Origin of the sequence: Amycolatopsis australiensis (genome assembly GCF_900119165.1) — a bacterium.
Taxonomy (GTDB): Bacteria; Actinomycetota; Actinomycetes; order Mycobacteriales; family Pseudonocardiaceae; genus Amycolatopsis; species Amycolatopsis australiensis.
The window spans coordinates 1,377,522-1,390,768 of the sequence record NZ_FPJG01000006.1 but is presented as its reverse complement, the minus strand read 5'-3'; the positions used below and the strand labels follow the sequence as shown (position 1 = coordinate 1,390,768).

At 72.3% G+C, this 13,247-nt stretch carries 11 protein-coding genes; 10 read left to right on the top strand and 1 reads right to left on the bottom strand.

Annotated elements, in window-relative coordinates:
• Positions 1-20: 20 nt before the first annotated feature.
• Positions 21-2,009, bottom strand: coding sequence for a DUF2339 domain-containing protein (locus BT341_RS07880; RefSeq protein ID WP_245804907.1), 1,989 nt, complete (start codon positions 2,007-2,009; stop codon positions 21-23).
• A gap of 109 nt (positions 2,010-2,118) precedes the next feature.
• Between BT341_RS07880 and dusB the strand changes: the two genes are divergently transcribed.
• From dusB to idi, 10 genes are all read left to right on the top strand, one after another.
• Positions 2,119-3,258, top strand: coding sequence for a tRNA dihydrouridine synthase DusB (gene dusB / locus BT341_RS07875; protein WP_072475649.1), 1,140 nt, complete (start codon positions 2,119-2,121; stop codon positions 3,256-3,258).
• Positions 3,259-3,343: 85 nt separating this feature from the next.
• The gene (locus BT341_RS07870) at positions 3,344-3,985 is read left to right on the top strand and encodes a VC0807 family protein (protein ID WP_072475648.1); all 642 of its coding nucleotides are present in this window, start codon (positions 3,344-3,346) and stop codon (positions 3,983-3,985) included.
• 32 nt (positions 3,986-4,017) lie between these two features.
• The gene (locus BT341_RS07865) at positions 4,018-4,710 is read left to right on the top strand and encodes a GntR family transcriptional regulator (protein WP_072475647.1); all 693 of its coding nucleotides are present in this window, start codon (positions 4,018-4,020) and stop codon (positions 4,708-4,710) included.
• Positions 4,707-5,702, top strand: a complete 996-nt coding sequence (locus BT341_RS07860) for an ADP-ribosylglycohydrolase family protein (protein WP_072475646.1) — start codon at positions 4,707-4,709, stop codon at positions 5,700-5,702. Before BT341_RS07865 ends, BT341_RS07860 begins: the two co-directional genes overlap by 4 nt.
• Positions 5,699-6,577: a PfkB family carbohydrate kinase gene (locus tag BT341_RS07855; protein WP_072475645.1), complete on the top strand. Its 879-nt coding sequence runs from the start codon at positions 5,699-5,701 to the stop codon at positions 6,575-6,577. The genes BT341_RS07860 and BT341_RS07855 overlap by 4 nt, the downstream gene beginning before the upstream one ends.
• Entirely contained in the window at positions 6,574-8,010 is a 1,437-nt protein-coding gene (locus tag BT341_RS07850; protein WP_072475644.1) for a purine-cytosine permease family protein, read from the top strand. Before BT341_RS07855 ends, BT341_RS07850 begins: the two co-directional genes overlap by 4 nt.
• Entirely contained in the window at positions 8,007-8,534 is a 528-nt protein-coding gene (locus BT341_RS07845) for a cysteine hydrolase family protein (protein ID WP_072475643.1), read from the top strand. Before BT341_RS07850 ends, BT341_RS07845 begins: the two co-directional genes overlap by 4 nt.
• Positions 8,535-8,544: 10 nt before the next feature.
• Positions 8,545-11,604 (top strand): NACHT domain-containing protein, encoded by a 3,060-nt coding sequence (locus BT341_RS07840; protein WP_072475642.1) that lies wholly within the window; start codon positions 8,545-8,547, stop codon positions 11,602-11,604.
• 42 nt (positions 11,605-11,646) lie between these two features.
• Positions 11,647-12,480, top strand: a complete 834-nt coding sequence (locus BT341_RS07835; protein ID WP_072475641.1) for an alpha/beta fold hydrolase — start codon at positions 11,647-11,649, stop codon at positions 12,478-12,480.
• 86 nt (positions 12,481-12,566) lie between these two features.
• On the top strand, positions 12,567-13,130 hold the full coding sequence (gene idi, locus BT341_RS07830) for an isopentenyl-diphosphate Delta-isomerase (protein WP_072475640.1): 564 nt from the start codon (positions 12,567-12,569) through the stop codon (positions 13,128-13,130).
• The last annotated feature ends 117 nt before the right edge of the window (positions 13,131-13,247 follow it).

Here is a 13,247-nt window from a genome sequence, read left to right as displayed (position 1 = left end):
CACCGACAAATCTTCCCGCGTCAGCGCGAGGCGACCCGCCGTGCGTAGCGCGTCCCGGCCGCCAGCAGCACCAAGCCGGCACCGAGGAACGCGCCGACGCGGGCCAGCCCGTCCAGCGCCGCCAGGTCGAACAGCACCAGCTTGAGCACCGCGGCCCCGACCAGCACCAGCCCGGTCACCCGCAGCCCGACGACCTCGATGCCCCGCAGCAGCAGGACCAGCGCCGCGACCGTCCACGACACCGTGATCAGCGCGTGGCCGACGAGGAACCCGGTTCGGCCGGGGACGGCCAGCAGTGACCCGCACAGGACGACCCCGGCGGCGCCGTACAGCGCCGAAGCGCCGGCGAGCAGCCACACCGGCAGGTCGTCGGCCGCTCCGCGGAAGATCCCCAGGCGAGCCGCCGCCCACGGCAGCGCGACCGACACCGCGAGCAGCAGCACGGAGACGGCGAGCGCGCCGGCGACCTCGCCGGACGGCCGGGCCCGGTACACCGCCAGCAGGGCGGGCGTGACGTCGGAGAACACGGCGGCCACTCCGCCGATCGCGGCGAACCCGAGCGCGGCACTCAGCGCGAACCGGTTGCGCCCGCCCACCGCGGCCACGACGAGCAGCAGTGCCTCGCCGAGCAGGACCGCGGCGCGGGCCGGGCCGTCGAACTGGGTGACCGTGGCCTGCAGGATCGCCAGCAGGCCGGCGACCCCGGCCAGCAGCCCGGCGAGCCCCGGCCACCAGCGGCGGGCCGCCCACACGGCCAGCAGCACGACCCCGGCGCCCGCCGCGACCGGCACCGCCTGGCCCTTGGGCAGGAACAACGCCGCGACCAGTGTCGGGACGATGGCCGTCGCCAGCAGGGACAGCGCGGCAGGGTCGTTCTCGTGGCGTCGCAACACGATCAGCGAGAGCGTGACGCCGACGAAGCCGGTCCCGAGCGCGGCACCGGTGTTCGCCCAGCCGCCGTGCCCCACCGCGGTGCTGATCACGGCGGCGAACAGCGGCGGGATGCCGGCCGCGAGCGTCAGGGACGACCAGTCGCGGCGCAGCCGCACCGGCGTCGTCGCGAGCTGGACCATCAGCAGGAAGGCGACCAGTTCGGGGGTGAACCCGCGGGTGATCATCGGCGCGCAGACGGCACAGCCGACGACGACGGCGGCGGCCAGCAGCGACGACTCCCACCGCACGGCCACGAGCAACCCGCCGACGGCGACGGCGAGGCCCACCGCGAGCCCGGCGAGCACCGGCAGGAACGCGTACAGCGTCGTCGCGGCGACGGCGTCGAGGTAGAGGGTCGCGATGCCGGTGGCGGCGAGTGCGAAGGCACCGGTGCGGCCGGCGGGCTTGCGGTGCAGCCACATCCCGGCGCCGGTCAGCGCGAGCCCGAAGGCGGCGCCGACGAGCACCCGCGGCAGCGGCCCGAGCCACCCCCGCTGGACGGCCAGCACGAGCAGCAGGACGACGCCGAGCAGCGTCACGCCCCCGCCGACCCAGGCCAGGACCCGGCTGCCGGCGCCTTCCTTGCCGAGCTTTTCGCCGAGCGTGGGGCGGGGCGCCGGCGGGACGTACTGCTGCCGCGGCGGCCAGGGGTAGGGCTGCGGCCACGGCTGCGAAGGCCACGGCTGCGCGGCTTGCGGTGGTTGCGGGTGCTGCTGGGCCTGCTGCTGCGGCTGCTGCTGGGCCTGCTGTTGCGGCTGCTGCTGGGCCTGCTGTTGCGGCTGTTGCTGGTCCTGCTGTGCCCGCGCGGCCTGCTGTGCCCGCGCGGCTGGCTGCGGCTGCTGCGGGTCCTGCTGTGCCTGCGCGGCTGCCTGCGGGTGCTGCTGCGCCGCTGGCGGCTGCTGCGCGGTCTGCGGCTGCGGAGCTGGCTGCGGCTGCTGCGCGGCCTGATGCTGCTGGGCCGGCTGCGGCTGCGCGGGCCGGACAGTCCGCAGTTCGCTGCCCACCAGGGCGAGACGACGCCCCAGGTCGTCGATCTCACCGGCGAGCCGGAGGAGCACATCTGCTTCGGTGGTCATACCGGACATAGTCACCCACAAGGGGCCACTCGCGGATCCGTAGCACTACTCAACCGCGGTGAGTACCGCGAGCACACCCCGATCGACGTGATCGACACCACAGGCGACAATGGAGGACGTGACCGCGACCTTGAGCAAGCCCGCCCTGAAGATCGGCCCCTACGAGGTCGATCCGCCGGTCGTGCTCGCACCGATGGCCGGGATCACCAACGTCGCCTTCCGGCAGCTGTGCCAGGAGTACGGCGCCGGCATCTACGTGTGCGAGATGATCACCGCGCGGGCCGTCGTCGAACGGCATCCCGGGACCATGCACATGATGACCTTCGGCGCCGACGAAAAACCCCGGTCCATGCAGCTCTACGGCGTCGACCCGAAGACGATGGCCGAAGCGGTGCGGATCATCGTCGGCGAAGGGCTGGCCGACCACGTCGACTCCAACTTCGGCTGTCCCGTCGCGAAGGTGACGCGCAAGGGCGGCGGGGCGGCGCTGCCGTTCAAGCGGAAGCTGTTCGAGGCCATCGTGCGCGAGTCCGTGAAGGCCGCGGGGGACGTGCCGTTCACGGTGAAGTTCCGGATCGGCATCGACGACGACCACCACACCTTCCTCGACGCCGGCCGCATCGCCGAGGCCGAGGGTGCCGCCGCCGTCAGCCTGCACGCCCGCACCGCGGCGCAGCGTTACTCCGGGCAGGCCGACTGGACGAAGATCGCCGCGCTGAAGGAAGCCGTGACCAGCATCCCGGTGCTCGGCAACGGCGACATCTTCACCGCCGACGACGCGCTGCGCATGGTGGCGGAGACGGGCTGCGACGGCGTGGTCGTCGGCCGCGGCTGCCTCGGCAGGCCGTGGCTGTTCGGCGAGCTGGAGGCGGCGTTCGCCGGACGCCCGCTGCCGACCCCGCCGAACCTGGGCGAGGTGGCCCGCGTGCTGCGCCGTCACACGGAACTGCTCGTCGAGCACGACGGCCACGACAAGGCGATGCGCGACATCCGCAAGCACATGGCCTGGTACCTGATGGGCTTCCCGGTCGGCTCGGAGCTGCGGCGCGGGTTCGCGATGGTCAGCTCGATGGACCAGCTCGACGACCTGATCGCCCAGCTGGACCACGACGCCCCGTTCCCGGCGGCGGCGACCGGGCCTCGCGGACGTCAGGGCTCCCCTGGCAAGGTGACGCTCCCGCACGGCTGGCTGGACGACCCGGACGACGACTGCGTCCCCGAGGCGGAGGACATGCACTCGGGCGGCTAGCGCCGACGCGGCCCTGACATCTGTCACGCCGAAGTCGTGGCGGACGGCATCCGTTCCGCACCCCTCGCCGCGACAAGCTTTCCTCATGACGAACTCCGGTTCCCCGCTCAAGTCGCTCGCCATCGACATCGCCGTTCCCATCGGCGTCTACTACGGGCTCCACGCGCTCGGCGTGAGCGTCTTCCTCTCGCTCGCCCTCAGCGGTGCCGTCCCGCTCGGCCGGACGCTCCACCAGTTCGCCAAGGACCGCACGCTCAACGGCCTCGCGCTGGTCGTGCTCGTCACCAACGTCGTCGGCATGCTGCTGACCTTCGTGACCGGCGACGCCCGGATGATGATCGCCAAGGACTCCGTCGGCAGCGGCATCACCGGGCTCGTCATCCTCGCCTCCGCGTGCACCGCGGCGCCGATCATGACCAAGACGATCCAGCCGTTCCTCACCCGCGGCAAAGCGGAAAACGAAGCCGCGTGGGACCGGCTGAGCGGCACCGCGGAGTTCCGGCGGATCATGCGCCGCACCAGCGTCATCTGGGGCGCCGGGTTCGTGCTCGAGTCCGCCGCCCGCGTCGTCGGCGCCTTCACGCTGCCCGTCGAAACCATGGTGTGGCTGAGCACCGTCATCTTCGTGGGTGCCTTCGCGATCATGATGGTCGCCGGCGGGAAGGTGGCCGAGCGGGCGGGCAAGCTGATCGCCGCCGACGCCGAACGGACCCTCGTCGCCGCTTGACCTGCGCGAACCATGGGCGTACAGGTGTGTACATGTACAGCAAGCGGCAGCGGCTCGTCGGCGACCTCTCCGAGCTGATCCGCTCCGGCCGCCTCGCCCACGGCGAACGCCTCCCGGGGGAGCACCAGCTCGCCCTGCAGTACCAGGTCAGCCGCGGCACCGTCCGCAGCGCCCTCTCCGAGCTGCAGCAGCTCGAGCTCATCTCCACCCAGGCCGGCGTCGGCTCGTTCGTCACCTTCGACGGCGTCCAGCTCGACCAGCGGATCGGCTGGGCCCAGGCCCTCGCCGACGCCGGCGCTCCCGTCACCACCGAGCTCATCGGCATCGAGACGGTCGAAGACCGCGCCCTCGAAGAGGAGTTCGGCGAGCCGGCCTACGTCGCCGTGCGGCGGCTGCGGCGCGAGCGCGGCCGCGGGATCTCGCTCGAAACCGCCACCGTGCCCGCCACCGGACCGCTCGCCGACCTGCCGGAAACCGGCCTGCGGGACGGCTCGCTCACCAAGACGCTCGAAGCCGCCGGCCGCGTCTCGGTCGGCGGTGACCAGTGGATCAGCACCGAACGGCTCGACGCCTGCGCGGCCGAACTGCTCGGCCGCAGCATCGGCGAGCTGTTCCTCCGCGCCGCGCGCACCTCGGTCGACATCGAGGGCAGGCTCGTCGAACGCGTCGTCAGCCTGCTGGACCCCGACCGGTTCCAGTTCCACCTCACCTTCGGGCACCGGTGAACGCGCGGGACCGGGCGCTCGGCGCGTTCACCGGGCTGGCCGTCGGCGACGCGCTCGGGATGCCGACGCAGTCGATGTCCCGCGCCGCGATCGCCGCCGCCTACGGGCCGGTCACCGGCCTGCTCACCGCCGTCGCCGAGCAGCCGGTCGCGCCGTCGATGCCGGCCGGCTCGGTCACCGACGACACCGAGCAGGCCGTTCTCCTGGCGCGCCTGCTCATCGACGGCCGCGGCACCGTCGACCCGCACGTCTTCGCCGACGCGCTGCTGATCTGGGAGGCCGACATGGTCCGCCGCGGCTCCGCGGACCTGCTCGGGCCGTCGACGAAACGCGCGCTTTCCCGGCTGCAGGACGGCGTCCCCGCCGACGAGGCCGGCCGCAGCGGGACCACCAACGGCGCCGCCATGCGCGTCACGCCGGTCGGTATCGCGACACCTTCGGATGATCTGCACCGCCTGGTCGACGCCGTCGTCGCGACCGCGCGCGTCACGCACAACACCAGCCTCGGCATCGCCTCGGCCGTCGCCGTCGCGGCCGCCGTGTCCGCCGGCGTCGACGGCGCGAGCCTGCCCGAAGCGCTCGACGCCGGTGAGCGGGCCGCGGTCGTGGGCGGCGACCGCGGGCACTGGGTGCCCGGCGGGGAGATCGCCGCCCGGATCGCCTGGGCGCGCGGCTGGGTGCGGGGCATGGCGCCGGATGCCGTCGCGGACGCGGTCGCGCGCGTGATCGGCACGTCCGTCGCGGCGCAGGAGTCCGTCGTGGCCGCGTTCGCGCTGGCCGAAGCCCTGGGCGACGACCCGCCCGCGGCGCTGCGGCTGGCCGCCGGGCTGGGCGGCGACACCGACACCGTCGCCGCGATCTGCGGGGCGATGCTCGGTGCCGCACACGGCGTCGGCGCGTTTCCCGCTGACGTCGTCGACACCGTCCGCACCGTGAACGACCTCGAACTCGGCCCGCTGGTCGACCAGCTCCTCGAGCTGCGCCGCCGGTGACCGGGCGGCTGGTGCACACCGGGCAGGTCGTCCTCGACCTGGTCATGGCGGTACCGGCCCTGCCGCCGCGGGGCGGCGACGTCCTCGCGTCGTCGACGGACCTGTTGCCCGGCGGCGGGTTCAACGTGATGGCCGCGGCCGCGCGGTCCGGCGCCCGCGTCCTCTACGTGGGCAGCCACGGCACCGGCCCCTTCGGGGACCTCGCGCGGGCGGCGCTGGCCGCGGAAGGCATCGAGCTAGCCCACGAACCGGCGCCGGGACTGGACACCGGCGTCGTCGTCACGCTGGTCGATGGGGTCGGTGAGCGGACCTTCGCGACCGGGACGGGCGCCGAAGGACGGCTGACGGCCGATTCGCTCGGCAAAGTCGTCCCAAAGTACGACGACGTGGTGTACGTGACGGGTTACAGTCTGTTGCACGAGACCAATCGCGCGGCTCTCCTCGGGTGGCTTCCCCGGCTGCCCGGCTCGAGGGTCCTGTTCGATCCCGGCCCGCTCGTGGCCGACATCCACCGAGGAGACCTCCATGCCATTCTGTCCACAGTAGACATCCTGAGCTGCAGCGCCCGCGAAGCCGAGGTGCTCGGGCAGCTCCCGCCGGTCGCCGTCGTCCGCGATGGCGCGAAGGGATGCCGGCTCCACGAACACGGCCGGATCACCGACGTACCGGGCTTCCCGGCCGACGCGGTGGACACCAACGGCGCCGGTGACACGCACTGCGGCGTGCTGGCCGCGGAGCTGTTGCGCGGCACCACGCTCCTCGACGCCGCCGTGCGCGCCAACGCGGCGGCCGCGCTCTCCGTGACCCGCCGCGGCCCGGCCACCGCGCCGCGCCGGAAGGAGATCGACCGCCTACTCACCAAGGACCGGCCATGACCGCTACCGAACGCAAGCTCAAGGTGGAGACCAACGGCCTCGACGTCATCGACGACGCCGAGCGCCGCGGACGGCCGCGCCAGCTGTTCTGGCCGTGGTTCGGCGCGAACGTGTCGGTGCTGGGGCTCAGCTACGGCTCGTTCACCCTCGGCTTCGGCATCTCGTTCTGGCAGGCGCTGGTCGCCGGTGTGATCGGCGTGCTGTTCTCCTTCCTGCTGTGCGGGTTCATCGCCATCGCCGGCAAACGCGGGTCCGCGCCGACGATGCTGCTTTCGCGCGCGGCCTTCGGCGTCCGCGGCAACCGGCTGCCGTCGGCGATTTCGTGGCTGCTCACCGTCGGCTGGGAAACCGTGCTCACCGCGCTGGCCACCCTGGCGACGTCGACGGTCTTCGAACGCCTCGGCTGGGGCGGCGGGACACCGACGAAGGTGGTGGCGCTGGTCGTGGTCGCCGCGCTGACCGTCGCCGCCGGCGTGCTCGGCTTCGACGCGATCATGAAGCTGCAGACGTGGACCACCTGGATCACCGGCGTCCTCACGGTCGTCTACGTCGTGCTCGTGGCCGGCGACGTGCACTGGGCCGCGGTGAGCGCGGTGCCGTCCGGCTCGGCGCAGCAGTGGGTCGGCGCGCTGGTGTTCCTGATGACCGGGTTCGGCCTCGGCTGGGTCAACGCGGCGGCGGACTACTCGCGTTACCTGCCGCGATCGTCGTCGAGCCGGGGCGTGGTCGGCTGGACGACGTTCGGCGCGTCCGTGGCGCCCCTGGTGCTGCTGGTGTTCGGGCTGCTGCTGGCCGGCTCGTCACCGGACCTGAACAAGGCGATCGCGGCCGACCCGATCGGGGCGCTGACGACGCTGCTGCCACTGTGGTTCCTGGTGCCGTTCGCGATCGTCGCGGTGCTCGGCCTGGTCGGCGGTGCCGTGCTGGACATCTATTCGTCGGGGCTGGCGCTGCTGTCGGCCGGCCTGCGCGTTCCCCGGCCGGTCGCCGCGTTCGTCGACGGCGTGCTCATGGTCCTCGGCACCGTCTACATCGTGTTCTTCGGCGGCGAGTTCCTCGGCCAGTTCCAGGGCTTCCTGGTGACGCTGGGCGTGCCGGTCGCGGCCTGGTGCGGGGTGATGCTGGCGGACGTCCTGCTGCGGCGCCGTGACTACGCCGAGCGCGAGCTGTTCGACCCGGCCGGCCGGTACGGCGACGTCCGCATCGGGCCGATCGCGCTGGTCCTGGTGGCGACGGCGATCGGCTGGGGCCTGGTGACGAACACGTCCGCGGACTGGTTGCGGTGGCAGGGATATCTCCTCGAGCCGTTCGGGCTCGGCGGCCGGGACGGCTCGTGGGCGTTCGCGAACCTCGGCGTCCTGGTGGCCCTGGCGCTGGGCTTTCTCGCCACCCTGCTCACGCGGCAGCGCGTGCGGGCGCAGGAGGCGGCGTGAAGCCGGTCCTGGCGGTCATCGACCTGCAGAACGTGTTCGCCGATCCGGTGAGCGAGTGGTTCACGCCGCGCTTCGCCGAGGTGGTGGCGCCGATCCGCCGCCTGGTGACGGCGTTCGGCGACGACGTCGTGTTCACCCGGTTCGTCGCCCCCGCGCGTCCCGAAGGGGCGTGGAAGCAGTACTACGAGCGGTGGCCCTTCGCGTTGCAGCCGCCGGATGCACCGCTGTATCAGGTGGTCGGCGCGTTCCAACCGACGTCCACGGTGGACGCCACGACGTTCGGCAAGTGGACGCCCCGGATGGCCACCCGGGTCGGCGGCGCCGGCCTCGTACTGGCGGGCGTGTCGACGGACTGCTGCGTCCTGTCGACGGCGCTGGCCGCCGCCGACGCGGGTGTCGCCGTGACGGTGGTGTCCGACGCGTGCGCGGGCTCCGACGACGAAAGTCACGCGAAGGCGCTGGACGTCATGCGGCTGTACGGCCCACTGGTGCAGCTAGCCACGACCGAGGAGGTGCTCGGATAAGCTCGGTTCGGTGAGCCTCGAAGCCTCGGCGATCGCGTTGACGACTGCGGTGGTGAAGGCCGCCGCGAAGATCTGGCTCGGTGACCGCCCGATCGCCGCCGACGCTTCGGCCAAGGCGCTCGACCTGCTGGAGAAGCAGGTCACCGGGCTCAACGACCGCCGCAAGCTGCGGCTGCTGTTCACCAACCTCGAGTCGCGGGTGGCCGACCGGCTGCTTCCGTTCCTCGACGCCGAGTTCCGCGGGCTGCCGGAGAACGAACGGGTCGCCGCGGTGGAAGCGGTACACGAGACGTTCGAGCGTGCGGCGCTGACGGACGACGACCTCTTCGCGACCGACCTCGACGCGGCGTACCTGTACCGATACCTGCGTCAAACGGCTCCCGCCGATGCACTCCTCTCGGCGGACGCGACCGAGTTGTACCGCCGCGTGCTTCGTGAGTGTTGCGCGTACGTGGTGCAGGTGACGAGCACGCTGCCGCGGTTCCAGCCCGGCGCGCTCGTCGAGATCCTCCGCCGCGAGACGGAGATCCTCGAAACCGTCCGGAACGTGCTGGCGGCGCTGCCGGAACGCCGTCACCCCGACGACTTCGCCGCGGATTTCCGGCGTCAGGTCGTGACGGCGTTGGATCGGATGGCGCTGTTCGGCGCGGGCCTGACCGACGCGACCCGGCTGTACCCACTATCGGTGGCGTACCTGAGCCTGAGCGTCAGCGCCGACCACGACGGGCCGCCCGCCGAACGGATCGAGCACGTGCTGCCCGGTACCCGGCGAATCCTCCTGCGCGGCGAAGCGGGCTCCGGCAAGACGACGATGCTGCAATGGCTGGCCGTGCAATGCGCGAGCCGGCAGCTCGAGGCGGTCGACGGTTGGTCCCGTCTCGAGCCGTTCCTGGTGCGGTTGCGCCGGTTCAGCCGGTCGCGGCTGCCGGCGCCCGAGCGGTTCCTCGACGAGGTCGGCAGGCACATCGCCGACGAGATGCCGAACGGCTGGGTGCACGACCGGCTGCGGCAGGGCCGGGCCGTCGTGCTCGTCGACGGGATCGACGAGCTGCCGGCGGAACGCCGCCCGGAGGTCCGTGATTGGCTGGGCGAGCTGATCGACGCGTTTCCGCGGGCCCGGTTCGTCGTCACCACCCGCCCGGCGGCGGTCGAGCCCGGCTGGCTGGCCGCCGAGGGCTTCACGGAGGTCCGGCTGCAGCCGATGACCCAGCGGGACGTCCGGACGTTCGTCACCCGCTGGCACGCGGCGATGCCCGGCGAGGCGCTCGACGAGCGGCGTGATGCCCTGATCGCCGCCATCGCCACGCGCAGCGCGGTGCGGCGGCTGGCCGAGAACCCGTTGCTGTGCGCGCTGCTCTGCGCACTGCACCACGAGGGCAACGGCCACCTGCCGGACAACCGCATGGAGCTGTACGAAGTCGCGTTGCGCATGCTGCTGGACAGCCGCGACGTCGAACGGCGGATCGAGCCCGAGGTCCGGCTGTCGCTGACCGAGAAGCTGGTGCTGCTGCGTCACCTCGCGTACTGGCTGGTCCGCAACGGCCACACGGACGTCGCGGCCGAAGACGCCGAAGCGCGGTTCGCGGCGAAGCTGGCGGCGATGGGCCAAGTGACAGCGAGTCCGCAGCAGGTCTTCCGGCACGTCCTCGATCGCGGCGGCGTGCTGCGTGAACCGGTTCCGGGCCGGATCGACTTCGTGCACCGGACGTTCGGCGAGTACCTCGCGGCGAAGGCCGCGGTCGAGGAAGACGACATCGGCGTGCTGGTGGCGAACGCGCACCGCGACGAGTGGCGCGAAGTCGTCGTGCTGGCCGCCGGGCACGCCCATCCCGCGCAGCGGGTCAAGCTGCTGGAGGGACTCCTGGCTCCCGGACCGGAGAAGCTCACGCACGCCCTGGTCGCCCTCGCCTGCCTGGAGACGTCACCGGAGCTGCCGGCCGGGCTGCGCGCGAAGATCGAGGCGCGCACGTCGGCGCTGATCCCGCCGAAGACGTTCGCCACCGCCGAATCCCTGGCCGCCGCGGGCGAGTTCGTGCTGGACCTGCTGGCCGGGCCGGTGCCCGCGGACCCCGCGGCCGCCGCGGCGACCGTGCGCGCCGCCGCCCTGATCGGCGGACCCGCCGCGCTGGAGCTGCTGGCCGGCTACGGCGGCGCGCAGGATCCGGCCGTGGTCGACGAACTGATCGCCGCGTACCCGCGGTTCGACCCGGCCGAGTTCGCCGAGCACGTGCTCGCCGACACGCCGCTCCCGTCCGGCTGCCTGAGCGTGTACGACCCCGCGATGCTGGCGGGCCTGGAACACCTGCGTCACCTCGAAGTGCTGCTCTGCCTGTTCGACGACGGCTACGGACGGCTCGACTTCGTCCGTCGCCTGCCTCGCCTGCGTGAGCTGCGGGTACAGGACCTCGCCGGGTTCGACCTGCCGTCGCTGGCCGGCACCCCGCTGACGCACGTCGCGCTGCTCGGTGACCCGCTGCCCCAGTCGGTCGACGTGGCCCCGCTCGCCGAGGTCCCCGGCCTGACCCGCCTGACCGCCGAAGTCGAGACGCACGGCTGGGCTCGGCTGGCCGATCTGCCCGGCCTCCGGCGGCTGCAGCTGAGCTGGGTCAACCAGCCGGACCGGCTGGCGGAGCTGGCCCCGTTGCGGCGCCTGCGGTCCCTCGAACTGAACCACGTCTTCCACCTGCCGGACCTTTCCGCCTTGTCCTTTTTGGACTCGCCGGAGGAACTGCACTTCGAGGGGTGGTCGGCGCTTCGCGACATTTCCCACCTCACCCGGTGGTCGGGCACGCTGACGAAACTGCAGCTGCACGGCTGCCTTGGCGCGGACCTCGCGCCGATCGCGGACCTGACGCGCCTGGAGACGCTCCGGCTCTCCGGCACCGCGCCACTCGACCTCGGCCTGCTGTCCGGCCTCACCGAGTTGCGGCTCCTCTCGCTCGGCAACCCGGATTGGGCCGATCTGACTCCGCTCGCCGGCCGGTCGGACCTCACCGTCTACGTCGGACTGGACACGACGGTGCCGGGCGCGGACCTGCTCGGACCGGGTTGCGTCGTCAAGCGCCTTTGACCGGACATCGGGCGTTCAGCCGGGCGAAGTAGATTCGGGCGCGTGATCGACCACATCAGCATCGCCACCGAGGCCGGTTCCTTCGACGCCATCGCCGCCGGGCCCGAGGACGGGCCGCCCGTGCTGCTGCTGCACGGCTTCCCCGAGGCCGCCGTCGAGTGGGACCACCAGGTCGCCACCCTCGGCGTGCTCGGCTACCGGGCCGTCGCGCCGGACCAGCGCGGCTACTCGCCCGGCGTGCGGCCCGAGCAGGCCGGCGACTACTCGATCGATCACCTCGTCGGCGACGTCGTCGCGATCACCGAACGGCTGGGCTGGCCGAAGTTCGACCTCGTCGGGCACGACTGGGGTGGCGCCGTCGCGTGGTGGACCGCCGACGCGCACCCGGACCGGCTGCGCAGCCTCACCGTCGTCTCCACCCCGCACCCGGCCGCGCTCGCCGACGCCATGAAGAACGACGAAGACCAGCACCTGCGCACCCGCTACATGACGGAGTGGCGGCAGACCCGCGTCACCGAGCGCCGGATGCTGGAGAACGACGCCCGGGCGCTGCGGGACATGTTCGAGCGGCGCGTGCCGCCGTCCAAGGTCGACGACTACGTCCGGCGGCTGTCCGAGCCGGGCGCGCTCACCGCCGCGCTCAACTGGTACCGCGCGGGCCGGCCGGGCGGGAAGATCGGCAAGATCCCGGTGCCGACGTTGTACATCTGGAGCACCGAGGACGTTTCGTTCGGCTCGACCGCCGCGCTCGACACCGCGAACTGGGTCACCGGCCCGTATCGCTTCGAAATGCTCGAAGACGTCACGCACTGGGCGCCGGAAGAGACCCCGGAGGCCGTCACGTCGCTCATCGTCGAGCACCTCGACGCGCGGTAGCGGGCCGTCACCCGGCCGGGCGGAGCGCCGGTAACCCACCCGCCTCGCGGTACGGCCCACCACGGCCGGTCGTGTTCACTGGACTCGTGGACATCGCGACCGAAACCGAGACCGAGCAGATCGTCTTCGTCACCGAGGACGGCGTGCCCACCGGCGAAACCGGCCCGAAGCTGGCCAGCCACCACGAGCACACCCGGTTGCACCTGGCCTTCTCGTGCTACGTCCTGCGCCGCGCGGACAACGCGCTGCTGATCACGCAGCGCGCCCTGCACAAGAAGGTCTGGCCAGGGGTCTGGACCAACAGCGTCTGCGGTCACCCGGCGCCGGGTGAATCCCTCGAGGACGCTGTCCACCGGCGGGCGGCCTACGAGCTCGGCCTGCCGTCGCTGACGGACCTGCGGTGCGTGCTGCCGAAGTACCGCTACCGGACGCCGCCGTTCCACGGGATCGTCGAGAACGAGTTCTGCCCGGTCTTCGCCGCGCGGACCGACGTCGAGCCGGACCCCAACCCGGCCGAGGTCGGCGACTGGCGCTGGGTCCCGTGGGCCGATTACCAAGAGCTACTGAACGATGAGACGGCTAATGTGAGTTACTGGGCCAAAGACCAGTTTTCCCAGCTCAAGAGCATTGAGCCATTCTCTGGACTCTGACCAGTCAACTCCGGAGAGTCACTGCTCGACTCTCGTTTGAGCGAAATTCACCTTCGTCCGTACCCGTGCCTCAAGCACGGCCTCCTCTACGACGACAACCAATGCGTGGTGGAGGTG

Coding starts and splice junctions, on each gene's coding strand:
- BT341_RS07870 (WP_072475648.1), top strand. CDS start 3,344: ATGACGAACTCCGGTTCCCCGCTCAAGTCGCTCGCCATCGACATCGCC.
- BT341_RS07850 (WP_072475644.1), top strand. CDS start 6,574: ATGACCGCTACCGAACGCAAGCTCAAGGTGGAGACCAACGGCCTCGAC.
- BT341_RS07865 (WP_072475647.1), top strand. CDS start 4,018: ATGTACAGCAAGCGGCAGCGGCTCGTCGGCGACCTCTCCGAGCTGATC.
- dusB (WP_072475649.1), top strand. CDS start 2,119: ATGGAGGACGTGACCGCGACCTTGAGCAAGCCCGCCCTGAAGATCGGC.
- BT341_RS07880 (WP_245804907.1), bottom strand. CDS start 2,009: ATGACCACCGAAGCAGATGTGCTCCTCCGGCTCGCCGGTGAGATCGAC.